The following is a 23,296-nucleotide window of genomic DNA, read 5'->3' as shown; positions in this document are numbered from 1 at the left end:
GCCCGCCTGATAAGATCGTCACGCTTTCAGCGTGTACCGGGGAGACCAGACATGGCAGGCGACGACGACATCTCCGGGTGAGACCCGGAGCCGATAGCCACCGCCGGCGCCCAGGGCGCCGCCGCAGTGGCCGTGTCGTTGTTCCCTCTGGCCATTCCTCCGGGGCCGCGGTCCGTGCCGACCCCGGATTCACACGCGAGGTCTCCGCATGTCCGACGCATCCCTCATCTGCTCGAACCTTTCCTTCTCCTGGCCCGACGACACCCCGGTGCTCACCGGCCTGTCCTTCACGGTGGGCAACGGCCGCACCGGTCTCGTCGCCCCCAACGGCTCGGGGAAGAGCACCCTGCTCAAGCTGATCGCCGGTGAGCTGCGGCCCACCGCCGGTTCGGTCACGGTCGACGGCACGCTGGGCTACCTCCCGCAGAGCCTCCCCCTGACCGGCGACCTGTCGGTGGCCGAGGTGCTCGGCGTCGACGCGGTGATCCGCGCGCTGGACGCCGTGGAGTCCGGTGATGTGGGCGAGGAGCACTTCGCCGTCATCGGTGACGACTGGGACGTCGAGGAGCGCACCCGCGCCCAGCTCGACCGGCTCGGGCTCGACGGCATCGCCCTGGACCGGAGCATCGGCACGCTCAGCGGTGGCCAGGTCGTCTCGCTCGGGCTGGCCGCGCAGCTGCTGAAGCGGCCGGACGTCCTGCTGCTCGACGAGCCGACCAACAACCTGGACCTCGACGCGCGCCACCGGCTCCACGACACGCTGGAGGCATGGAACGGCACACTGCTCCTCGTCAGCCACGACCGCGCACTCCTGGACCGCATGGACCGCATCGCCGAACTCGGTCCGGAGGAAATGCGCCTGTACGGGGGCAACTTCACAGCCTACGAGGAGGCCGTGCAGGCCGAGCGGGAGGTGGCCGAGAAGAACGTCCGCAACGCCGAGCAGGAGCTGAAGCGGGAGAAGCGCGAGATGCAGCAGGCCCGCGAACGGGCCGAGCGCCGCGCGAGCAACGCGGCGCGCAACCTCAAGAACGCCGGGCTCCCGCGCATCTTCGCCGGGAACATGAAGCGCGGCGCCCAGGAGTCCGCGGGGCGCGCCGGCCAGACGCACGCCGCCCGGGTCGGCGACGCACAGGCCCGTCTCGACGAGGCGGGCCGTGCCGTACGCGACGAGCAGCGCATCACGCTCGATCTGCCGGACACCGACGTACCCGCCGGCCGCACGGTCCTGCTCGGCGAGCAGATGCGCGTCCGCCTCGGCGGCCGGGAGCAGTTCACCGGCGAGGGTGTCGACCTGACGGTCCGGGGGCCCGAACGCATCGCGCTCACCGGCCCCAACGGCGCGGGCAAGAGCACCCTGCTCCGGCTGATCAACGGCGACCTGGAGTTGGACGGCGGGCTGATCAAGCGCGCCGACGGGCGGATCGCCTACCTCTCGCAACGCCTCGACCTGCTCGACCTCGACCGCACGGTGGCCGAGAACTTCGCCGCGTTCGCCCCGCACCGGGCGGAGGCCGAGCGGATGAACCTGCTGGCGCGCTTCCTCTTCCGCGGCGACCGCGCCCACCTGCCCGTGGGGGTGCTGTCGGGCGGCGAACGGCTGCGGGCCACGCTGGCCTGCGTCCTGTGCGCGGAGCCGGCCCCGCAGCTGCTGCTCCTGGACGAGCCGACCAACAACCTCGACCTGGTCAGCGCCGATCAGCTGGAGAGCGCGCTCGCCTCCTATCGCGGGGCGTTCGTGGTGGTCAGCCACGACGAACGGTTCCTGGAGCGGATCGGCGTGGACCGGTGGCTCCGGCTGGCCGACGGGGAGCTGCGGGAGACGGGGGCCCCGCAGACGTGAACCGCTGACGTGCCGTCCGGGCCCGCGCCCGAGGCCCCGTGCCCGGCGGACCCGGAACCGATCACGTCGGAGGTGCCGAGGCCGGCTGCGCCGGCGGTGGCGGGGACGCGAACCGCGGCTGGGCGCCTGAAGACCGCCTTCACACCCCTCTGCGCCCCGCGCCGGCGTCGGGGTGGATGGGCGTGTGGGAGCCGGTGAGCGGTGCGCCCGTGCCGCCCCGGCGCACCGCGACGATCTCCGCCGCGATGGACAGGGCGGTCTCCTCGGGGGTGCGGGCGCCGAGGTCGAGGCCGATCGGGGAGTGCAGCCGGGCCAACTCGTGTTGGGCGACACCGGCTTCACGCAGGCGCCGGTTGCGCTCCTCGTGGGTGCGGCGGGAGCCCATCGCGCCGACGTACGCGGCCGGCAGCCGCAGGGCCGCCTCCAGGAGGGGCACGTCGAACTTGGTGTCGTGGGTGAGGACGCACAGGGCGGTCCGGTCGTCGGTCGTGGTGCGCCGCAGATAGCGGTGCGGCCAGTCGACCACCACGTCGTCGGCCTCGGGGAAGCGGGCCCGGGTGGCGAAGACCGGCCGGGCGTCGCACACGGTGACGTGGTAGCCGAGGAACGCGCCCGCCCGGACGAGCGCGGTGGCGAAGTCCACGGCACCGAAGACGATCATGCGGGGCGGGGGCAGGCTCGACTCGACGAACAGCGTCAGGCCGCCGGGGCAGTGCGAGCCGTCCTCGGCGATCTCGACGGTGCCGGTGCGGCCGGTGTCCAGTATGGCGCGGGCCTCGGCCGCCGCCGCCCGGTCGAGTTCCGGACGGCCGCCGATGTGTCCCGCGTACGATCCGTCGGCGGGTACGGCCAGTGCTCCGCCGAGCAGGTCGTCGGGGCCGCGCACCACCCGGGCGAGTGCCACCGCCTCCCGCCGGGTCGCGGCCGACACCGCCGCCCGGAACACGGGGGCGGCCGGCCGCACCGGGGCGATCAGGATGTCGATGACGCCGCCGCAGGTGAGCCCCGCCGCGAAGGCGTCCTCGTCGCTGTATCCGAAGCGCCGGCGCACGGTCCGCCCGTCCTCCAGGGCCTGCTCGCAGAGCTCGTACACCTCTGCTTCCACGCAGCCCCCGGAGACGGAGCCCACGACGGCTCCGTCCCGGTCGACGGCCAGGGCGGCGCCGGGGCCGCGCGGCGCGCTGCCGACGACGGCCACGACCGTGGCGACGGCGAAGTCCCGGCCGTCCTCGAACCAGGGGAGCAGCCGTTCCGCGATCTCAAGCACCCCGGGTGTCCCCCGCCGCTCGCAGGACGCGGTCCGGGCGGATCGGCAGTTGCCGGTGGCGGACGCCGGTGGCGTGCCACACCGCGTTGGCGATGGCGGCGGCGACCCCGACGACGCCGATCTCGCCGATGCCCTTGATGCCGACGGGGTCGCCGGGCACGTGGTCGTCCACCCAGTCCGCCTCGATGAGCGGCACGTCGGCGTGGGCGGCGACGTGGTATCCGGCGAGGTCGGCGTTGACGTGGCCGCCGGACGCCGCGTCGCGGACCGCCTCCTCGTGGAGCGCCATGGACAGCCCCCAGGTCATGCCGCCGATGAGCTGGCTGCGGGCGGTGAGCGGGTTGACGATGGTGCCCGCGGCGAAGACGCCCAGCAGCCTGCGTGCGCGCACCTCACCGGTGCTGACGTCCACGGCGACCTCGGCGAACTGTGCGCCGAAGGAGTGCCGTTCCTGCCGCGGGAGGGCGTCGATGGCGTCGGCGGTGTCCGAGCGGGCGGTGATCCCCTCGGGCGGAACGGCGCCGCCCAGGGCCAGCCGTTCGCGCACATCGCTCGCCGCGAGCCGCACGGCCCAGCCCCAGGAGCGGGTGCCGGTCGAGCCTCCGGCGATCATGGCCGGGCCCAGGTCGCTGTCGCCGATGCGCACCCGGATGCGGTCCGGGTTCACCTGGAGCGCGTCGGCGGCGATGAGCGTCATGGCGGTACGGGCGCCGGTCCCGATGTCCGCCGCGTTGATCCGTACGGTGAAGGTGCCGTCGGCCTCGGCGGTCACGGCGGCCGTGGACCGGCCGACCCCGGAGGGGTAGGAGGCCGCCGCCGTGCCGGTCCCGAGCAGCCAGCGGCCTTCGCGGCGCAGGCCGGGGCGCGGGTCGCGGTCCGCCCAGCCGAACCTGCGGGCGCCTTCCTCGAAGCAGGCGAGCACGTTGCGGCTGCTGAACGGCAGGCCCGACACCGGGCCCGTCGCGGGTTCGTTACGTGCCCGCAGCGCGATCGGGTCCACCCCGCACTTCTCGGCCAGTTCGTCGAGGGCCGAATCGATGGCGAAGGAGCCGGGCGCCTCCCCCGGGGCGCGCATCCAGGTGGGCGTCGGCACGTCCAGCCGTACGAGCCGGTGCCGGCTGTGGTGCGCGTCGGCGTCGTACATGACGCGGCCCAGCACGGCGCTCGTCTCGACGAACTCGTGCACGGTCGATGTGAGGTTCAGCGCCTCGTGGTCGAAGGCGCGCAACCTGCCGTCGGCGTCGGCCGCGACCCTGACGCGCTGGGCCGTCGGGCTGCGGTATCCCACGAGCGAGAACATCTGGCGCCGGGTCATGACGACGCGCACGGGCCGCTGGAGGATGGTGGTGGCCATGACCGCGGCGACCTGGTGGGCGCTCAGCCCCTTGGAGCCGAAGGCGCCGCCGATGTGTTCGGACCGCACCCGCACCGAGGCCGGGTCCAGGGAGAAGAGCTGGGCGAGTTCGCCGGCCACCCAGGTGCTGCCCTGGTTGGAGTCGACGACGTCGAGCCGCCCGTCGTCCCAGCGGGCGGTCGCGGCGTGCGGCTCCATCGTGCAGTGGTGTTCCTCCGGCGTGGTGTACTCCTCGTCCACGACGAACGCGGCGCCCTCGATCTGCGCCTGGAGATCCCCCTTCGCGGTGTCGGCCTGCACCATCGGGGAGTCCTCGGGCCGGTAGGCGTCGTCGCGTCCGGCGCGGAACGCCACGTCGTGCGGTTCCTCCTCGTAGCTGACGGCGAGCGCTTCGGCCGCTTCCCTGGCCTGCTCGGACGTCTCGGCCACCACCAGGGCCACCGGCCAGCCGGCGAACGGCACCCGGTCGTGCTGGAAGAGCCCGACGACCGGGTTCGGCCGCCCCAGCATCCCCACGTAGTCGGTGTCGACGCGGGGTGCGTTCTCGTGGTGCAGCACGGCGAGGACGCCGGGCATGGCGAGGACCGGCTCGTCCGCCACGTCCGTGATCCGTCCCCGGGCCACCGTGGACAGCACCAGCCAGCCATGGGCGAGCCGGGCGAAGGGGATCTCGCCGGCGTAGCGGGCGGCCCCGGTGACCTTGTCGCGGCCCTCCACCCGGGTGCGGCCCGAGCCGACGGCTCCGGTGGCGGCGCTCTTGCCGGTGGTGGTGGTCATCGAGCGGCCTCCTCGGCGAGTTGGGTGAGGACGGCGACGACGAGGTTGCGCATCAGCGTCACCTTGTAGCCGTTCTCCGGCAGCGATTTCGCGGCGGCCAGTTCGGCGTCCGCCGCCGCGGCGAAGGCTTCCGCGTCGGCCGGGCCGCCGGCCAGCGCCCGCTCGGCGGTACGGGCCCGCCACGGCCGGGAGGCGACGGCCCCGAAGGCGAGGCGTACGTCACGCACGGCTCCGTCGCGCACGTCGAGCGCGGCGGCGACCGAGCCGATCGCGAACGCGTACGAGGCGCGCTCGCGCACCTTGCGGTAGCGGGAGTGCGCGGCGGGGGCGGGCGGCAGCGTGATGCCGGTGACGACGGCACCGGCGGGGAGCGCGGTCTCGATGTGCGGGGCGTCGCCCACGGGAAGGTAGAACGCGTCGATCGGCAGGTCGCCGGGCCCCTCGGCCGTCTCGTACGAGATGACCGCGTCGAACGCCGCGAGTGCGACGGCCATGTCGGAGGGGTGGGTGGCGACGCAGTGCTCGGACGCGCCGAGGATGGCGTGGTTGCGGTGTTCGCCCGCGATGGCGGGACAACCGCTGCCGGGCGTCCGCTTGTTGCAGGGTTTACTCAGGTCGGCGAAGTAGCCGCAGCGGGTGCGCTGGAGGAGGTTTCCGCCGACGGTGGCCATGTTGCGCAGTTGCCCGGACGCACCGGCGAGCAGCGCCTGCGCGAGGGCCGGGTAGTGGCGCCGTACGTCGGGGTGGGCCGCCAGGTCGCTGTTGCTGACGGTCGCACCGATGCGCAGCCCGCCGTCAGGAGTGAACTCGATTCCCCTGAGCGGGAGTTCCTGTGCGTCGATGAGGAGCGTGGGACGCTCCACGCCCGCCTTCATCAGGTCGACGAGGTTGGTGCCGCCGCCGAGCAGCCGGGCGTCGGGGTCGGTGCCGAGGAGGGCGACCGCACCGGCGACGTCGTAGGCCCGTTCGTAGCCGAACTCCCTCATGCCACCGGCTCCTTGACCTCGTCCGCGGTGTTATCGGCCGCGCGCGCGACCGCCTGCACGATCGACGCGTAGGCGCCGCAGCGGCACAGGTTGCCGCTCATCCGCTCGCGGATCTCCTCGGCGGTGAGTGCGGGCGCCGCCGCTTCGGGCCGCAGGTCCTCGGTCACCGCACTGGGCCAGCCCGCTGCGTGCTCCTCGATGACCGCGAGGGCGGAGCAGATCTGCCCCGGTGTGCAGTACCCGCACTGGTAGCCGTCGAGATCCAGGAAGGCCTGCTGCACGGGATGCAGCCGGTCGCCCTCGGCGACGCCTTCGATGGTGGTGATCTCGCGTCCCTCGGCCGCTACCGCTAGCTGGAGGCACGACACGGCCCGGCGGCCGTCGAGCAGCACCGTGCAGGCGCCGCACTGGCCCTGGTCGCAGCCCTTCTTGGTGCCCGTCAGGTCGAGGTGCTCACGTAACGCGTCGAGCAGGGTGGTGCGGTGGTCGACGGGCAGCGTGTATTTTTCGCCGTTGATGCGCAGGGTGATGGCACTGGACGTCGATGGGGCCATGATCAGCCTTCTTTCGCATTGCTTGGACGCGTCGAACGAGACGACGCCGGGAGACGAAGGGCGATGCGTGCGAGTGCGGGGCCGACGGGTACCGGTCGGCCATGTGGCCTGATCCGGCGCTATGGTGGAGCCAAGCGGACAGCTGTCCGCTTGATGGTCGAACCTAACGGACGGCTGTCCGGTGAGCAAGGCCGTACCGGGCCGTGGCTGCGGGGAGGGGAGCAGGCGTGCGGGAGGCGAGGAGCACGCCCACGCGCCCGGACGCGCAGCGCAACCGCGAGCGCATCCTGGCCGTCGCGCTCACCGAGCTGACGCGGGACGCCGACGCCCCCGTCAGCGTGATCGCGAAGAAGGCCGGTGTCGGCCAGGGCACCTTCTACCGCAACTTCCCGCACCGCGAGGCCCTTGTCCTGGAGGTCTACCGCTACGAGATGCAGCAGGTCGCCGGCACGGCCGCCCAGTTGCTCCGCGACCGCCCCGCCGACCTCGCGCTGCGGGAGTGGATGGACCGGCTCGCCCAGTACGCCATGACGAAGGCCGGCCTCGCCGACGCCCTGCGCGCGACGACGAGCGGACACGGCACCCTGGCGCAGGTCGGCCACGGCCCGGTGACCGAGGCGATCATTCTCCTGCTGGAGGCGAACGGGACAGCGGGCAGCATCCGCCCCGGCGTGACCCCCGACGACTTCCTCCTTGCCATAGCGGGCCTCTGGCAGCTCGACCCCCACAGCGACTGGCAGCCCCGCGCCGCCCGCCTCTTCGACCTCGTGATGGACGGGCTGCGCGCGGGGGCGGCGGGTTGAGGCGGTAGGAGAAGCGCGCCACCGGGTAAACACGGCGGCACCGGTGTCACTCCGTCAGGCCCGCCGCGAGGGTGGCGCCCAGTTCCCAGCATGCCTCGGTGTCGGCCTTGCCCGGCTCTCCCGTCACCTTCACGGCGTCCGCCGCCCGGCGCCAGCCCAGGCCGGTGGTGATCGTCTCGATGCCGCGCACGGCCCCCGTGACGTCGTTGCCGCCGTGCACGTAGTAGCCGAAGGGCCGGCCGCTCGTGGTGTCGAGGCACGGGTAGTAGATCTGGTCGAAGAAGTGCTTCAGCGCCCCGGACATGTACCCGAGGTTCGCCGGGGTTCCCAGGAGCAGCCCGTCGGCGGCGAGGACGTCGGAGGCGGTCGCGGCGAGTGCGGCGCGCCGTACGACGCGTACGCCCTCGATCTCGTCCGTCGTCGCACCGGAGACGACGGCCTCGAAGAGGGCCTGGCAGTTGGGCGAGGGCGTGTGGTGCACGATCAGGAGAGTGGGCACAGCACCGAACCCTGCCGTTCGCGTCCCGCCGCCGCAAGCGGGGCGCGCCTCCCGGGCGGCGGTGTCAGGAGCGGTGGCCGAAGAACTCGATCTCGGCGACCGCGACCCGGCGGCCCTTGCCGGTACCGAACGCGGAGTCGAGCGTGAGCCGGACGCGGACGGTCTGCGAGCCCCGCACGTCGAAGGTCTGCTGTCCCGCCCGGTCCGCCAGCCGGATCGTGCGCTCGGTCGTGCTGCCGTCCTTCGCGGTCAGTTCCGCGGTGATCCTGGCCGGCCGGGCCTGCGTGAGGAATTCGTCCGTGCGCGCCGAGGTTCCGGAGAACACCACCATCTTGGTCAGCCGGACCGGCTGGTCGAAGTCGCACTCCAGGTACTCCCCCGCACCGTCGCCGGTGTCCTTGGGCGCCCAGTACCGGTTGTTGAAGCCGTCGAACGCCGCTCCGGCGGCGTGCCCCGGTGCCGCACTCGAACCGTGGCACGCGGAGGGCGGCATGGACTCCGGCGCGCCGGTCTCCTCCTTGGCGAAACCGAGCAGGCCGGACAGGTGCGGGAGCGCGAACCACACGCCGGCCAGCACGACGAGCAGCGCGAGGGGCACCCCGAGCCTCGGCCCGCGCCGGCGCCGCCGGGGCCGCGCTCCGGCGGCATGGGCCTTCGCCGTGCCGCGGACGAGCCGGGCCCCGATGGGGCGCCGCTCCTCCAGGTGCCCGGCGGTCAGGCGCAGGGTCGGGGCGGGAGGGATCAGCTCGTCGAACTCGGTCCTGCCCTGCTCGTCGCTGCGCCCGGCGGGCACGACGAGGAGCCGCACGCCCCGGGCGGCGGCGCCGCTGTCGTCGCCGTCGGCACCTGCCCGGATGCAGTAAACGCGGGCCGTGTCCCGGGGCGACCTCGCGGGCGAGGAGTTCGTAGTCGTGGGGGACGACGGCCCGGTGCGGGGTGCGCAGGGTCATCGGGCCGCGTACCCGGGCGCTGTCGACGCTCTCCCCGTCGACGGCGCCGAGCGCGGGCCGGCGGTTCTCCACCCGGGCCACGTACGGGATCGCGCTGCGCAGGATCTTCAGGGTCGACCTGGCGACATTGCCGCGCAGCCCGCCGCCCGTGCGGTAGGAACGCACCCGGACCGTTGCGCCCTTGGCGGGGACCGCCCCGTAGTAGCGGATGGAGCCGGCCCGTTCCCGTACGGCCGGGCCGAACTCGACGCGGCCGGAGTTCGGGTCGAGCGTGATGTGCGGGTCATCGGGGGCGGAGTGCGCGAAGTCGTCGACCCGGGTCCAGTGGGCGAACTCCGGCTCGGGGCCGCTCGCCGGGTCCGCGACCTCGACGACGAAGTCCCCCGGCGCCACGGAATACCGGGCGAGGGTGAACGTCTGGCCCGGTACGCCTTCCGCCGCGTCGAGCACCTCGTCGGTGATGGTCTCGGCGTGCTCGGCGGTGCGCCTGGGCGCCCAGCCCGGGACCGAGCGGGCACGGGTGGCGTTCGCCGCCACGGAGCCGATGACGTCGTGGACGGTCGAGCGCGTCTCCGCCTCCTCGGTCCGCTCGGGGGCTCCCGCCCGGGCGCGCTGGATCACCGGGCCGAGCGCGGCGTTGCCGACCGTGCGCTGGAGCATGCCCATGCCGGCCGTGCCCACCACGTCGGCCCGGCCGGTGGCCGCCGCCCGGAAGAGGTGGTGGGCTTCCGGTCCCCCGTCGCGGGCCTCCGACGTGCCGGGAGCCGTGGCGCTCTCGCCGTGCAGGTGGTCCGCCGGCAGGCGCTCGGGCCCGGCCTCGGTCTCCCGGGGCGGGGTGTGGTGGTCCCGTTCGAGGTCGTCGTGCTGGTGGTCGTGGTCCTGTGCGTTCATCGTCATCTCCCCTGACCGCGCCGGGGCCGGCCCGCACCGCGCGGGCGAGCAGCCCTACGGCATCCGCGACCGCGCGTTCCGGGACCCGGCGGGCAACCTGGTCCGCGTCCGGGAACTGCGCTGAGCCGTCGGCTCATCGGCCGGTGCCGTGCCCCAGGGGCGCGCACCGGCCGGCCGTGCGCGGTTCACGCGGTGAGTTCCACCCGGACCAGCGCGGCCGCCAAGCGGGGAAGGTCGTCGTCGCCGACGAGAGCGGCCAGTTTGTCCGGGGAGTGCGGCAGCCCGAGTTCGTCCGCGGCGCCCTGGGCCCGCTTGTCGAACGCCGGGCGCAGTTCGGGCCACACGCCCTGGGCCTCGCGGCTGAAGATGTCGGCGCCCACCGGCCCGATCCGGGGGAACTCGCGCAGCAGTTCGCGCAGCCGCCCGGCATCGCCGCCGGCTTCGTCGCGCAGCCGCCGCAGGTCTCCGTGGTACCGGTCGAGCACGAGTTGCGCGCCCTCGCCGAGCGCGGTGGCCGTGGACTCGTCGTAGCGGCGGTAGTGGGCGCGGCCCAGTGCGTCGACGCGGTCCTGCCAGGTGGCGTCGGCCATTCCCCGGGGTGTGCGCATCCCAGCGTCGAAGAGTTCCCGGGCCGCGGCCACCGCGATGTCGGCCTTGATGCGGACCGAGAAGAGCACGCAGAGCGTCAGCAGCTGGTACAGCGGCATGGGCGTGTCCTTCAGCCGGATGCCGGCTTCCTCGGCGTACGTCTGCCCGTGCTCATCCAGCAGCCGTTTCACCGTCGTCGCTCTGGACATGGGTTCCTCCGTCGTGGGTCGGCTCTACGCGGTCAGCGCGTCGAGCAGGGTGCGGGCCCGGCTGAGGGAGCGGGGCCGTGGTGGGTGGTGCCAGGGGTCGCGTTCCAGGAGCCCGTCGGCGCTGCGAAGGGTCCAGCGGCGGGCGTCGAGCGCCGGGTCCTCGATGTCCTCCCAGGCCAAGGGCGCCGCGACGGGGGCGCCGGGGCGCGCGCGGACCGCGTAGGGGGTGACGGCGGTCTGGGCGTACGCGTTGCGCTGGACGTCGAGGTAGAGGCGGCCGCCGCGCGCCTTCTTCCTGGCCTCGGTGGTGAACCGGTCGGTCCTGCGGGCGACGAGGGCGTCGGCGACCGCGCGGGCGAACGCCCGTACGTCGTCGAAGGCGTCCCGGCGGTCGAGCGCCACCACGACGTGCAGGCCGCGTGATCCGGTGGTCATGACCAGGGACGGCAGCTCCAGCTCGTCCAGCAGACCGTGCAGGGCCAGTGCCGCTTCGCGTACCGGGGCGAAGTCGTCGCCGGGCGGGTCGAGGTCGAACACCATCCGGTCCGGGTGGTGCGGCCGGTCCGCCCGGGAGAGGAAGCGGTGCGGGGTGACGCAGGCCTGGCCGGCGAGGTACACCAGCGTTGCCGTGTGGTCGGCGATCGGGTAGGTGACGGTGCCGTCCTCCTTGGGGAGTTCGACGCGGTGGACCCAGTCGGGAAAGTGGTCGGGCACGTCCTTCTGCATGAAGCCGTGGCCGCCGATCCCGTCGGGAAAGCGTTCCAGCATGAGGGGCCGCTCCCGCAGATGGGGCAGCATGCGGCGGGCCACCGTGCGGTAGTACCCGGCGAGTTCGGCCTTCGTGATGCCGTCGTCGGGGAAGAGGACCTTGTCCGGGCGGCTGATCTCCGGTACGCGCCTCGTGCGTGCGGTCACGTCCGCTCACCGGCCCTTGGCCGCGCGCAGTCCCAGGGCCGTGGCGCCGGTCACCGCACCCGCGGCCAGGAGCGCGGTGAGGGCCGGGTGCCGGGAGGCCCACAGCTGCGGGTCGCGCCGGTGGGACTCGTCGTCGAACGTGCCGTGCGCCCCGTGGTCGGTCTCGTCGTCCACCGGGTGCCAGAGGTTGTGCTCGCGCTCCTCGTGGCCGGCGTCCCCGGACTGCTGGGAGTCGAAGCCCGTACGCGCGAGGTAGCGGTCGAGGAGGCCGGGGGCGAACTTGTTGGCGACGAGCGTGGCGACCGTGCTGGAGCCCACGTAGAACTGCTTGCGGCCGGGGTGGTCGGCGGCGTACAGCACGGCCTCGGCGGCGACCTCCGGCTGGTAGATCGGGGGTACGGGCTGCGGCCGGCCCTTCATCCGGGACAGGACCCAGGAGAACTGCGGGGTGTTGACGGCCGGCATCTGGACCACGGTGACGCGGACGTTGCTGCCCTGGTGCATGAGCTCGGTGCGCAGGGACGAGGTGAAGCCGTTGATGGCGTGTTTGGCCCCGCAGTAGGCGGACTGGAGGGGGATGGACCGCTCGCCGAGTGCCGATCCCACCTGGATGATGGTCCCTGCGTCGCGCGGGGTCATGTGCGTGAGGGCGGCCCGGGTGCCGTTGACGAACCCCAGATACGTGACCTGCGTGACCCGCTCGTACTCCTCCGCCTTGATCTGCGTGAACGGTGCGAAGACCGAGGCAAAGCCGGCGTTGACCCAGACATCGATGCGGCCGAAGGCGTGCACGGCCTCTTCCGCCGCGGCCTCCACCGCGTGGTGGTCGGACACATCGGTGGGGACGACCAGGGCGCGCCCGCCGGCCTCCTCCACCTCGCGGGCGGCCGCGTCGAGACCGGCCCGGCCCCGGGCCAGCAGGGCCACGTCGGCCCCGCGCGCCCCGAAGGCCCGGGCCACTGCCCGGCCGATTCCTGCGCTCGCTCCTGTGACGACGACGCTCTGGCTCACGACTGTTCTCCTTCGGACGGGGCGGGTGCGGCGAGACGGACGGAGGTTTCGAGCATCAGCGCGTGGACGAAGGCCTGCGGGACGTTGCCGCGCAGCTGTCGCTGGCCGATGTCGTACTCCTCGGTGAACAGGCCCGGGGGCCCGCAGGCCGCCCGGTTGCGCTCGAACCAGCGCACCGCCTCCCGCTCGTTGCCCTGCTGGTGCTCGGCGAGCGCCATCAGGTAGCCGCACAGCAGGAACGCGCCCTCGGCCTGGTCGAGGGGGCGTTCGTCGTGCCGGAAGCGGTAGGCGTAGTGGTCGTGGGTCAGTTCGGCCCGGTAGGCGTCGAGCGTGCGGACGGTCCGCGGGTCGAAGGCGCTGATCCCGCCGCGGATCGGGGGCATCAGCAGGGCGGCGTCCAGGCCCGGGTCGTCGGCCGCGCGCTGCCAGCGCCCGGTCGGGTGGGTGCTGGTCGCGGCCGTCTCCGCGACCAGGGTGTCCGCGAGTCCGGCCCACGAGGCGGCCTGTGCGCAGCGGACGCTCCCGGCCATGGCCCGCAGTCCGGCGGCGCAGATGAGCTTGCTGTGTGTCCAGGCGCGGTCTTCCAGCTCCCAGATCCCCGCGTCCGGTTCGCCGCGGCGCCGGGCGATGGCCGCCACCGCGATGTCCGCCGCCCGCAGGCCGTCGGGGCCGAGCCGGTCCGCCCGGGCGGCCGCCGCGAACAGGAGCAGCGCCTCGCCGAACGCGTCGAGCTGGAACTGCCGGTTGACGTGGTTGCCGACCCGGTCGTGGCCTCCCGGGTAGCCGGGGAGGGACAGCGTCCGCTGGTCGGGGACCGGACCGCCGGTGGCGGTGTAGGCGGGCGCCAGCCGTGGGCCGTCCTCGTGCAGGCGCGCGGCGACGAACCGTACGGCGTCGTCGGTCAGCTGGTGGGCCCCCACTGCCGCGGCCGCCTGCCCGGCGTAGCACTGGTCGCGAATCCACACGTACCGGTAGTCGTAGTTGCGGCCCGCCTCGGCGCGTTCGGGGAGGCTGGTGGTGGCGGCCGCGACCATGCCGCCCGAGGCGCTGGTGAGGCCGCGCAGCACGGTGTGGGAGTGGCGGGCGTCGTCGGGTGCGAGGCAGGCGGGCAGCGGCTGGGCGGCGCGGGCCCAGGCGTCCTGCGTGGCCTGCCAGGCCAGTTCCGCGTCCACCGCCTCGCCCGGTCCGCTCTCGGCGAGTTCGAGGACGAGGTCGTGGTGGCCGCCGGCGGGCACGGTCAGCTCCGCCGCCATGCCCGTGGTGCGGTGGCCCTCGCGGGCGGGGCGTGCCGCGTCGGCTCCGGTCCAGCGCCAGTGCAGGGGGCCGGTGCGCCCGCTCCACACCCCGGGCCGCTCGCGCCGCACGCCCCGCACCCGGTGCGCGCCGTACTCCGCGTGCGGCTCCAGGCGTACGGTCACCCGGGCGTCCCCCTCCACCGCGCAGATCCGGCGCAACAGGACGGCGCGCCGTGCGTCGCCGGGGAACGCCAGGGCCTCGCGGCACTCGATGACGCCGGAGGCGGTGACCCAGCGGTTGCGCCAGATCAGCGTCCCGGGCTCGTAGTAGCCGCCCCAGACGAAGCGTTCGCGCGGGGTGACGGTGTAGTGGCCGGGGCCTCCGATGAGGGAGGCGAAGACCGCGCCGGAGTCCCAGCGCGGCGCGCACAGCCAGGCGATGTCGCCCTGGGGGCCGACGAGCGCGCCCCGTTCCCCGTCGGCGATCAGGGCGTACTCGCGCAGCACATGGGGCGGCGGGTTGTCGTGCGGCAGGTGCGGGCGGGTCATGCGCCTCCTCGTCGGGGCCCGGGCGGTCACCGGACGCGGTAGCGTTCCGCGGCGTCGGAGCGGAACTCCAGGCCGAGCCCGGGGGCGCCGGACGCGCCGGGGCGTACGGTGCCGCCGGCCGGGTCCAGGGCCCCGTCGAAGAAGAGCTCCTCGATGCGGACGTGGTCGTGGAACCACTCCAGGTGGCGCAGGTTGGGCACGGCCGCGGCGGCGTGGGCGTGGGCGTGCGGGGCGCAGTGTCCGGAGAGTTGCAGTCCGGCGGCCTCGGCGAGTGCGGCGGCGCGCAGCCAGACGGTGATGCCTCCGCAGCGGGTGGCGTCCGCCTGGAGGCAGTCCACGGCGCCGGCGGCGGTCAGCTGCCAGAAGTACGGCAGCGCGTAGCCGTATTCACCGGCCGCGACGTCGGCCGTCGTGGCCGCCCTGATGTGGGCGAGGCCGGTCGGGTCGTCGGACGAGACGGGTTCCTCGAACCAGGTCACGTCGTGGTCCTCGAACCTCCGGGCCATGCGGACGGCCTGTTTGCGGGTGTAGGCGCCGTTGGCGTCGACGTACAGCTCGGTGCCGTCCCCGATGCTGCGGCGGGCCCGCGCGATCCGGTGCAGGTCGCGGGCTTCCTCCCGGCCCCAGGACTCACCGATCTTGATCTTGACGCGGGGGATGCCCTGGGTCTGTGCCCAGCCGCGCAGCTGCCGGTCCTGCCGCTCGTCGTCGTACGGGGTGAAGCCGCCGCTGCCGTAGACGGGGACCTCCTGGGCCCCGGCCCCGAGCAGGCGGGTGAGGGGCAGGTCCAGGAGGCGGGCCTTCAGGTCCCAGAGGGCGATGTCGACGGCGGACAGCGCCTGGGCGACGAGCCCGGGGCGTCCGGCGTTGCGGACGGCCCGGCTCATCGCCTCGTTGGCCGCGGGTACGTCCCAGGCGCTGCGGCCCTCGACCACTTCGGCGAGCAGCTGGTCGACGGCCGCGGCGGTGGCGGGCGCCCCGTAGGTGTAGCCGAGGCCGCTCGTACCGCCCGAGCCCGCCCTGACCAGGACGAGTGTGGTCTCGTCCCAGGCCAGGGTGCCGTCGCCCTCCGGGGCGTCGGTGGGCACGGTGTAGACGGCGGTCTCCACCCGGTCGATCAGGGGGGCGTCCGCGTCGTGGGGGCTCACTTGCCTCCGGGCCCTTCGTCGCCGGAGTCCCCGTGGTGGCCGGGCAGCATCTCCTGGACCTTGGCCTTGAACCCCTGGCGCAGCACCGCACCGCGGTCGCTGTCGCCCCTGACCAGCGAGAGGGCGGCCCCCTCGATCTGGTCGAGGCTCGCGTGCGGCGGGATGGGCGGGACTGCGGGGTCGGTCCGGAAGTCGATGACGAAGGGCCGGTCGCAGGCCAGGGCCCGGTGCCAGGCGTCCTCGACCTCGTCGGGCTTCTCCACGCGTACGCCGTCCAGGCCGACCGAGCGGGCGAAGTCCGCGTAGCGCACGTCGGGCAGGGACTGCGAGGGCAGGAACTGCGGGGCGCCCGACATGGCGCGCATCTCCCAGGTGACCTGGTTGAGGTCCTGGTTGTTGAGGACCGCCACGACGAGGCGCGGGTTCTCCCACTCGTGCCAGTACTTGGCGATGGTGATGAGTTCGGCCATGCCGTTCATCTGCATCGCGCCGTCACCCACGATCGCGATGGCGGGCCGGTCGGGGTGGGCGAACTTGGCGCCGATGACGTAGGGCACGCCGGGGCCCATGGTGGCCAGCGTGCCGGAGAGCGAACCGCGCATCGCGCCCCGGAAGCGCAGGTGCCTGGCGTACCAGTTGGCGGCGGAACCGGAGTCGGCGGCCAGCATCGCGTCGTCCGGCAGGAGGTCGTCGAGGGCGTGCACGACGTATTCGGGGTTGACCGGGTCGGCCTCCACGGCGGCGCGCCGCTGCATGACCTCCCACCACTTGGCGGTGTCCTTCTCGATCTTCTTGCGCCAGCTGCCGTGCTTCTTCCGCTTGAGCCGCGGCAGCAGGGCGTCGAGGGTGGCGCGCGCGTCACCGACGAGATTGACCTCGAACGGGTAGCGCAGTCCGATCATGTAGGGGTCGATGTCGATCTGCACCGCGCGGGCCTGATCGAATTCGGGCAGGAACTGGCTGTAGGGGAAGCTGGAGCCGACCACGAGCAGGGTGTCGCAGTCCTGCATCAGCTCGTAACTGGGACGGGTGCCGAGCAGCCCGATGGAACCGGTGACATACGGCAGGTCGTCGGGGAGCACGTCCTTGCCGAGCAGTGCCTTGGCGACGCCCGCGCCCAGCACTTCGGCCAGCCGCTCGACCTCGGCGCGCGCGCCGCGGGCGCCCTGCCCGATCAGGATCGCGACCTTCTCCCCCGCGTTCAGCACCTCGGCGGCCCGCGCGAGGTCGTCCTCGGCGGGGACCGGCGCGGACGTGCTCGCGCCGAGGCTGGAGGGGACCATCTTGAAGGCGTGGGTGGGGGGCGTGTAGCCCAGTTCCTGGACGTCCGCCGGGATGATCACGGCCGTCACGGTCCGCTTGGCGTACGCGGTCCGCATCGCCCGGTCGATCACGTTGGGAAGCTGTTCGGGGACGGTGACCATCTCGCAGAACTCGGAGGCGACGTCCTTGTAGAGGCTCAGCAGGTCCACCTCCTGCTGGTAGGAGCCGCCCATGGCACTGCGGTTGGTCTGGCCCACGATCGCGACGACGGGCACGTGGTCCAGCTTCGCGTCGTACAGCCCGTTGAGCAGGTGGATCGCTCCGGGGCCCGAGGTGGCGGCGCAGACCCCGGCCTTGCCGGAGAACTTGGCGTAGCCGACCGCCTCGAACGCGGCCATCTCCTCGTGCCGGGCCTGGACGAACTTCGGCTTGTTCTCGGCCCGCCCCCAGGCGGCGAGCAGACCGTTGATCCCGTCGCCCGCGTAGGCGAAGACGTGGTCGACGTCCCACTCGCGCAGGCGCTGCAGAACGTAGTCGGAGACCTTGGTCGCCATGATTTCTTCTCCCTATCGGTGGTGCGTCGTGCGTCGGTTCCGGCGCAGGACGGCGTACGCGGCCGTCCCGAGCACGGTGAGCGAGGTGAGTGCGGTGAGTGCTGCGGCGCCCGAGGCCAGCCGGGCCGCGCCCGGGGTCGGCCCTGCGGGGCGGGCGGTGGCCTTCTCCGGGTGGTCGGCGGGCAGCGGCCCGTCGAGGCCGAGCGCGAGCGCTTCGGCCAGGTGCATGGCGCGTCGGCCGGTGTCGCCCTGCTCGATCTGGGTGCGGCAGCTGAAGCCGTCGGCCACGACCAGGGCGTCGGGTGCGGCGCCCCGGACGGCGGGCAGGACGCCCTGTTCGCCGATGTCCATGGACAGGTCGTAGTGGCCGCGTTCGAAGCCGAAGTTGCCGGCGAGCCCGCAGCACCCTTCATCCAGGACCTCGGCGTCGAGGCCGGCGCGGCGCATCAGTTCGCGGTCCGCGTCGAACTTGGTGACGGCGTGCTGGTGGCAGTGGGTCTGCACGGTGGCCTGCCGGGTCAGGACGGGCGGCCGCCAGTCGTCGGGGGCGTCGTTCACCAGGAGTTCGGAGAAGGTGCGGAACTGACCCGCGAGGCGCTGGATGTCCTGGTCGTGCGGCATCAGCTCCGGGGCGTCGGAGCGGAAGACGGCCGTGCAGGACGGTTCCAGGCCGACGATCGGGGTGCCCGCCTCGATCCAGGGCCGCAGCACCTCCACGGTCCGGCGCAGCACCTTCTTGGCGGTGGCGGGCTGGCCGGTGGAGATCCAGGTGAGCCCGCAGCACACGGCGCGTTCCGGGACGGCGACCCGGAAGCCGGCGTCCTCCAGCACCCGGACGGCGGACCTGGCGATGCCCGGGTGGAAGAAGGTCGTGAAGGTGTCCGGCCACAGGACCACGGTCCGGGCGTCGGCCGGGTCGGGGTTCGGGGTGCCGCGGGCCCGCCACCACTGGACGAACGACTCCTCGGCGAAGGCGGGCGGCTGCCGCTCGGCGGCGACTCCGGCGAGGCGCTTGGCGACGCGCCGGGCGCCGGGGGCGTCGAGCGCCGCGTTGACCAGGCGCGGGGCGAGGCGGGAGAGCTGGGCCCACAGGGGCAGCCAGCCCAGCGAGTAGTGCGCCGCCGGGCGCAGCCGCCCGGCGTAGTGGTGGGCCAGGAACTCGGCCTTGTAGGTGGCCATGTCGACGCCCACGGGGCAGTCGGACTTGCAGCCCTTGCAGGCGAGGCAGAGGTCGAGCGCGTCGCGTACCTCGGTGGAGCGCCAGCCGTCGGTGACGGGTGTGTCCTCGTGGCCGCCCAGCATCTCGAAGAGCAGCCGGGCCCGCCCCCGGGTGGAGTGCTCCTCCTCGCCCGTCGCCCGGTAGGAGGGACACATCACGCCGCCGCTGTGGGAGCGGCAGTTGCCGATGCCGACGCAGCGCATCACGGCCCGGTCGAAGGAGCCGCCGTCGTCGGGGTACTGGAAGTGCGTCGCGTCGGTCCGTGGCCGCCACAGCGGTCCGAGCCGCAGGTTCTCGTCCGTGCGGTACGGGTCGACGACCTTGCCGGGGTTCATCCGGTTGTCCGGGTCCAGGAGCGCCTTGACCTCGCCGAACGCGGCGACGAGCCGGTCACCGTACATGCGGGGCAGGAGTTCGGCGCGGGACTGGCCGTCCCCGTGTTCGCCCGAGAGCGAGCCCCCGTGCGCGACGACGAGGTCGGCGGCGCGGAACAGGAACTTCCGGAAGGTCGCGACGCCCTCGGCGGTCTTCAGCTCGAAGGGGATGCGGGTGTGCACACAGCCCTGGCCGAAGTGGCCGTAGAGGGAGGGGTGGTCGTAGCCGAACTCGGCGAACAGCTCCCTCAGGCCGCGCAGGTAGTCGCCGAGCCGCTCGGGCGGGACGGCCGAGTCCTCCCAGCCCTCCCAGGTCTCGCGCCCGTCCGGCGGCCGCGCGGTCACCCCGAGCCCGGCCTCGCGCGCCTTGAGCATCCTGCGCTCGCGCGGCGGGTCGTCGGAGAACGTCACCGTGCGGTCGTCCTCGTCGCGCCCGAGCGCCCGCAGCAGGTCGCGCGCCTGCCGGTCCACCTCCTGCTGGGCGTCCCCGCTGAACTGGAGCAGCAGCCAGCTCTCGCCCTCGGGGAAGGTCTTCAGGGAGGCGACGTGGCTGTCCTCCTCGCGCATCAGCTGCGCCATCCGGCCGTCCATCGCCTCCAGCTGGGTTGGTGCGCTGTGTTCCAGCAGGAGCGGTACGTCGTCGGCCGCGGCGCAGATGTCGGGGTAGCCGAGGACGAGCATGGCCTCGTGGGCCGGGACGGGCACCAGGTCGAGTTCGGCGCGCAGGACGGTGACGAGGGTGCCCTCGCTGCCGACGAGGGCCCGGGCCACGTCGAAGCCCTTCTCCGGCAGGAGCGAATCGAGGTTGTAGCCGGAGACCCGGCGCGGGATGGCGGGGAAGCCCTGGCGGACGTCGGCCAGGTGCGCGTCGATGATCCGGCGCAACCCCCGGTACACCTCCGCGCGGCGCCCGCCCCCGTCGATGATCCGGGTGAACTCGTCGTCGGATGTGGGGCCGACCCAGCAGCGCAGCCCGTCGTAGGTCAGGATCTCCAGCCGCCGTACGTTGTCGACGGTCTTGCCGTAGGCCTGCGCGGACGCGCCGCACGAGTTGTTGCCGATCATGCCGCCCAGGGAGCAGTGGCTGTGCGTCGAGGGTTTCGGGCCGAACCTCAGCCCGCGGTCCGCGAGCTGCCGGTTCAGTTCGTCCAGCACGATGCCGGGCTCCACCACGCAGGTCCGCGCGGTCTCGTCCACGGACGCCAGGCGGTTGCAGTACTTCGTCCAGTCGATGACCACGGCGGCGTTGGTGCACTGTCCGGCGAGGCTGGTGCCGCCGCCCCGGGAGAGCACCGGAACGCCGTAGCGCGCGCAGACCGCGACCGCTTCGGCGCCCGCGTCGACCGTGCGGGGCACGACGACGCCGATCGGCACCTGCCGGTAGTTCGAGCCGTCGGTCGCGTAGGCGCCCCGGCTGCCCGCGTCGAAGCGGACCTCGCCGTCGACCCGCCGGTCCAGCTCGCGCCGGAGGGAGGACAGGTCCGGCGCCGCTTCCACCCCCGTGCCGTGCTGCCCGTCCGCCTGAGCGTTCCCTCCCGTGGCCATCCGTCTCCTCCTCGTCGTCCGGCCGGAGAACCCGGGCGGCTCCAGCCTCGTACGAACCCGGTACCCGAAGTCGGCACCTTCACCTGTCCGCAGTGCGGCGACTGCCCCGATCGGCCCTGCGGACACCGGCGGCCGGGTGCACGGGCCGCCCGCCGCGTCACCCGAGCGCGCGGCCCGGTGGGCGTACCCGCGTCGGCGGTGCCATGTTTCGGACGAGGCCCCACGGCAACCCGGGTGTATGCCCGGGGACCGGTTTCCACGGGTCCAGGACGAGTACGAGGAGGACAACGTCATGCCGGCAGGATCGAGCCCTAAGCGTGAGCGCCAGTACGAGCACGTGAAGGAGGGCGCGGAGAAGCGCGGCACGTCCGAGAAGCGCGCCAAGGAGATCGCCGCCCGCACCGTCAACAAGGAGCGCGCCCGCTCCGGCGAGTCGAAGACGGCGAGCAAGACGTCCACGCGCGACCCCAAGTCGGCCTCCGAGCGCGGCGGGGAGCGCTCGCACAAGGGCGCGCAGGGCCGCACGAGGGACCAGCTGTACGAAGAGGCGAAGAAGAAGAACGTCGAGGGCCGCTCCACGATGAACAAGGAGCAGCTCCTCAAGGCCGTGAGCCGCTGAACCGCCGGGGCGCGAGGCCGTCACCGTAGTGGTGGTGCGACGGCCGGGAGGGAGGGAGAGCCGGCATGGACAGCAGCCGCGCCGACGAAGGCGACGGGGGTGGGAAGGACGTGCGCTCCGGGCGGGACGAGACGACCGAGGAGCGGGCCGACCGCCGCTGGACGGAACTGCTCCAGGAGCTGCGGGTGGCGCAGACCGGGGTGCAGATCCTCTTCGGCTTCCTGCTCGCGGTGGTCTTCCAGCCCCGCTTCGCCACCCTCTCGGACACGGACCGGGGCATCTACGTCGTCACCGTGCTCCTGGGTTCCGCGACGGCGGCCGCGCTGATCGGCCCCGTCTCCTACCACCGCCTGCTCACCGGGCGCCATCTGAAGCCGGAGACGGTGGTGTGGGCGTCCCGGCTCACGCTGTTCGGGCTGGTGCTGCTGTTCTGCACGATGTGTTCGGCGCTGCTGCTCATCATGCGGGTGGCGCTGCACAACGCGCTGGCCCTGTGGCTGGTGGGCGGGATGGCGCTGTGGTCCTTCGTCTGCTGGTTCGTGTTCCCCGCCTGGGCGCTCGCCCGGTCGTCCTCCTCGTCGGACCGCGAGAACCAGTAGACCCGGGAAGTAGCCCTGCGCGCGCGTTTGTGTGCCCCGGCCTCCGGGCCGGGGCACACAAACGCGCGCGCAGGCATGTCACATGGCGCGCAGAGCGGGCAGCAGCTTCTCCTGTGCCCAGTCGATGAACGGCTTCTGGTGGCCGCCGCCGATCTGCACGAGGGCGACCTCGGTGAACCCCGCATCGACGAAGGGGCGTACCGCCTCGACGAACTGCCCGACGTCGTCGCCGCACGGTACCGACTGGGCGACGTCCTCGGGCCGGACGTACTGGGTGGCCTGGTCGAACGCCGCCGGGCTCGGCAGCTCGGAGTTGGCCTTCCAGCCGCCGACCGACCAGCGGAACTGGTCGTGCGCCCGCTTCACCGCCGCGTCGCGGTCGGTGTCATAGCAGACGGGCAGCTGGCCCACGCTCGGCTTTCCGCCGCCGCCGTGCCGTTCGAACCCGGTGAGCAGGTCCGCCTTGGGCTCCGTGGCGATGACGAGGTCCGCGAGCCGGCCCGCGATCTCGCACGACCGGTCACCCGAGACGGCGACACCGAGGGGCACGGCCACGTCGGGCACGTCCCACAGCTTGGCGTTGTCCACGTCGAAGTGGGTGCCGTGGTGGGTGACGGGCCCACCGGCGAGGAGCGCCTTGATGATCTCGACCGCCTCCTCCAGTTTCTCCAGCCGCACCCGGGCGTCCGGCCAGCCCGCGCCCACCACGTGCTCGTTGAGGTTCTCGCCGGACCCCAGCCCGAGCCGGAACCGGCCCTCGGAGAGCAGTTGCAGCGTCGCGGCCTTCTGGGCCACCACCGCGGGGTGGTAGCGGGTCGTCGGACAGGTCACGTACGTCATCAGCGGGATGCGCGACGTGGCCTGGGCGGCCGCGCCCAGCACGCTCCAGGCGTACGGGGCGTGTCCCTGGGACGCCAGCCAGGGGAAGTAGTGGTCGGAGGTCACGGAGAAGTCGAAGCCGGCCTGTTCGGCCGCCACCACGTCCTCGACGAGGGCCCGCGGTCCCGACTGCTCGGTCATCATCGTGTATCCGAATTGCACCATATGGGATGGGTTACCGATCTGTGGCGGTCGAAACGTGCGGCGAGGGAGCCATCCGGGACGCGTTTCCTCCCCGGCGGACGCGGAACCCGGGAGGGGAAGATCCGGCACGGAAAGCGAGGAACAACATGGCTGTCGCGACATACTGTCTGGTCGCCCTCGACTGCCCCGACCCCGAAGCACTCGCCACCTTCTACCAGAAGGTCCTGGGCGGCGAGGTGAAGCGCGAGAACGACCGCTGGTACGACCTCTACGCACCGGGTGGCGCACGCATCGCCTTTCAGTTCGCCCCCGACTACCGGCCCCCCGAGTGGCCCCGGGGCGACCGGAACTCCCAGCAGGAACACCTCGACTTCGAGGTGACGGACATGGAGGCGTCCCAGCGCGAGGTGATCGCACTGGGTGCGAGGCCGCTCGATCTCGACGACCGGAACGGCGAACGCGGCTTCCGAGTCTTCGCGGACCCGGTGGGACACCCGTTCTGCCTGTGCCGCAGTTGAGTC

The 23,296-nt window shown here is 73.2% G+C and carries 19 protein-coding genes and 2 pseudogenes; 6 read left to right on the top strand and 15 right to left on the bottom strand.

The window, feature by feature from the left end:
* The first annotated feature begins 208 nt into the window (after positions 1-208).
* On the top strand, positions 209-1,843 hold the full coding sequence (gene abc-f / locus E6P78_RS08315) for a ribosomal protection-like ABC-F family protein (RefSeq protein WP_136202858.1): 1,635 nt from the start codon (positions 209-211) through the stop codon (positions 1,841-1,843).
* A 139-nt stretch (positions 1,844-1,982) separates the two neighbouring features.
* Here abc-f and E6P78_RS08310 read toward each other — a convergent pair whose 3' ends face one another.
* Genes E6P78_RS08310 through E6P78_RS08295 form a run of 4 tightly spaced genes read right to left on the bottom strand, consistent with a single transcriptional unit; the run spans position 1,983 to position 6,781 of the window.
* Positions 1,983-3,110, bottom strand: coding sequence for an XdhC/CoxI family protein (locus E6P78_RS08310; RefSeq protein WP_136202857.1), 1,128 nt, complete (start codon positions 3,108-3,110; stop codon positions 1,983-1,985).
* Complete coding sequence (locus tag E6P78_RS08305) at positions 3,103-5,241, bottom strand: xanthine dehydrogenase family protein molybdopterin-binding subunit (RefSeq protein WP_136202856.1); 2,139 nt, start codon at positions 5,239-5,241, stop codon at positions 3,103-3,105. Before E6P78_RS08305 ends, E6P78_RS08310 begins: the two co-directional genes overlap by 8 nt.
* On the bottom strand, positions 5,238-6,227 hold the full coding sequence (locus tag E6P78_RS08300; protein WP_136202855.1) for a xanthine dehydrogenase family protein subunit M: 990 nt from the start codon (positions 6,225-6,227) through the stop codon (positions 5,238-5,240). The genes E6P78_RS08305 and E6P78_RS08300 overlap by 4 nt, the downstream gene beginning before the upstream one ends.
* Positions 6,224-6,781 (bottom strand): 2Fe-2S iron-sulfur cluster-binding protein, encoded by a 558-nt coding sequence (locus tag E6P78_RS08295; protein ID WP_136202854.1) that lies wholly within the window; start codon positions 6,779-6,781, stop codon positions 6,224-6,226. The genes E6P78_RS08300 and E6P78_RS08295 overlap by 4 nt, the downstream gene beginning before the upstream one ends.
* 227 nt (positions 6,782-7,008) lie before the next feature.
* Here E6P78_RS08295 and E6P78_RS08290 point away from each other — a divergent pair, with 227 nt between their 5' ends.
* Entirely contained in the window at positions 7,009-7,584 is a 576-nt protein-coding gene (locus tag E6P78_RS08290; RefSeq protein ID WP_136202853.1) for a TetR/AcrR family transcriptional regulator, read from the top strand.
* A gap of 46 nt (positions 7,585-7,630) precedes the next feature.
* Here E6P78_RS08290 and E6P78_RS08285 read toward each other — a convergent pair whose 3' ends face one another.
* The 3 genes and pseudogenes from E6P78_RS08285 to E6P78_RS33300 form a co-directional block, all read right to left on the bottom strand.
* A complete protein-coding gene (locus E6P78_RS08285; protein WP_136202852.1) occupies positions 7,631-8,083 on the bottom strand; it encodes an NAD(P)H-dependent oxidoreductase in 453 nt (150 codons plus the stop codon).
* A 64-nt stretch (positions 8,084-8,147) separates the two neighbouring features.
* The gene (locus tag E6P78_RS08280; protein ID WP_240799106.1) at positions 8,148-8,891 is read right to left on the bottom strand and encodes a hypothetical protein; all 744 of its coding nucleotides are present in this window, start codon (positions 8,889-8,891) and stop codon (positions 8,148-8,150) included.
* A gap of 133 nt (positions 8,892-9,024) precedes the next feature.
* Positions 9,025-9,693, bottom strand: a pseudogene (locus E6P78_RS33300) (hypothetical protein); the annotation flags it as partial.
* Positions 9,694-9,970: 277 nt separating this feature from the next.
* Here E6P78_RS33300 and E6P78_RS08270 point away from each other — a divergent pair.
* A pseudogene (locus E6P78_RS08270) lies at positions 9,971-10,048 on the top strand (VOC family protein); the annotation flags it as partial.
* A 61-nt stretch (positions 10,049-10,109) separates the two neighbouring features.
* On the opposite strand, the gene E6P78_RS08265 reads toward E6P78_RS08270, so the two are convergent.
* The 7 genes from E6P78_RS08265 to E6P78_RS08235 are packed head-to-tail and all read right to left on the bottom strand — an operon-like array spanning position 10,110 to position 20,534.
* Positions 10,110-10,721, bottom strand: a complete 612-nt coding sequence (locus E6P78_RS08265) for an endonuclease (protein WP_136202851.1) — start codon at positions 10,719-10,721, stop codon at positions 10,110-10,112.
* Between the two features lie 24 nt (positions 10,722-10,745).
* Entirely contained in the window at positions 10,746-11,636 is an 891-nt protein-coding gene (ligD, locus tag E6P78_RS08260) for a non-homologous end-joining DNA ligase (protein WP_136202850.1), read from the bottom strand.
* A 6-nt stretch (positions 11,637-11,642) separates the two neighbouring features.
* A complete protein-coding gene (locus tag E6P78_RS08255) occupies positions 11,643-12,647 on the bottom strand; it encodes an SDR family oxidoreductase (protein ID WP_136202849.1) in 1,005 nt (334 codons plus the stop codon).
* Positions 12,644-14,431, bottom strand: coding sequence for a glycoside hydrolase family 15 protein (locus E6P78_RS08250; protein WP_136202848.1), 1,788 nt, complete (start codon positions 14,429-14,431; stop codon positions 12,644-12,646). The genes E6P78_RS08255 and E6P78_RS08250 overlap by 4 nt, the downstream gene beginning before the upstream one ends.
* Before the next feature lie 26 nt (positions 14,432-14,457).
* Positions 14,458-15,579 carry an enolase C-terminal domain-like protein gene (locus E6P78_RS08245; protein ID WP_240799105.1) on the bottom strand — a complete coding sequence of 374 codons (1,122 nt, stop codon included), beginning with the start codon at positions 15,577-15,579 and terminating at the stop codon, positions 14,458-14,460.
* The gene (locus E6P78_RS08240; RefSeq protein WP_136202847.1) at positions 15,576-17,396 is read right to left on the bottom strand and encodes a thiamine pyrophosphate-requiring protein; all 1,821 of its coding nucleotides are present in this window, start codon (positions 17,394-17,396) and stop codon (positions 15,576-15,578) included. Before E6P78_RS08240 ends, E6P78_RS08245 begins: the two co-directional genes overlap by 4 nt.
* 12 nt (positions 17,397-17,408) lie before the next feature.
* Positions 17,409-20,534, bottom strand: a complete 3,126-nt coding sequence (locus tag E6P78_RS08235; RefSeq protein ID WP_136202846.1) for an FAD-binding and (Fe-S)-binding domain-containing protein — start codon at positions 20,532-20,534, stop codon at positions 17,409-17,411.
* 292 nt (positions 20,535-20,826) lie between these two features.
* Between E6P78_RS08235 and E6P78_RS08230 the strand changes: the two genes are divergently transcribed.
* Both E6P78_RS08230 and E6P78_RS08225 read left to right on the top strand, forming a co-directional pair.
* Positions 20,827-21,153, top strand: a complete 327-nt coding sequence (locus E6P78_RS08230; RefSeq protein WP_136202845.1) for a plasmid stabilization protein — start codon at positions 20,827-20,829, stop codon at positions 21,151-21,153.
* Between the two features lie 65 nt (positions 21,154-21,218).
* Entirely contained in the window at positions 21,219-21,752 is a 534-nt protein-coding gene (locus E6P78_RS08225; RefSeq protein ID WP_136202844.1) for a DUF6328 family protein, read from the top strand.
* 78 nt (positions 21,753-21,830) lie between these two features.
* Here the strand turns inward: E6P78_RS08225 and E6P78_RS08220 are convergent, their stop codons facing one another.
* Positions 21,831-22,796, bottom strand: coding sequence for an LLM class F420-dependent oxidoreductase (locus tag E6P78_RS08220; protein ID WP_136202843.1), 966 nt, complete (start codon positions 22,794-22,796; stop codon positions 21,831-21,833).
* Positions 22,797-22,921: 125 nt separating this feature from the next.
* Here E6P78_RS08220 and E6P78_RS08215 point away from each other — a divergent pair, with 125 nt between their 5' ends.
* Positions 22,922-23,293, top strand: coding sequence for a VOC family protein (locus tag E6P78_RS08215; protein WP_136202842.1), 372 nt, complete (start codon positions 22,922-22,924; stop codon positions 23,291-23,293).
* Positions 23,294-23,296 lie beyond the last annotated feature (3 nt).

The sequence above is a fragment of the Streptomyces sp. A0958 genome (genome assembly GCF_004795035.1).
Taxonomy (GTDB): domain Bacteria; phylum Actinomycetota; class Actinomycetes; order Streptomycetales; family Streptomycetaceae; genus Streptomyces.
Note: the sequence above shows the minus strand (reverse complement) of the source record. Positions and strands in the feature narration are given on the sequence as shown.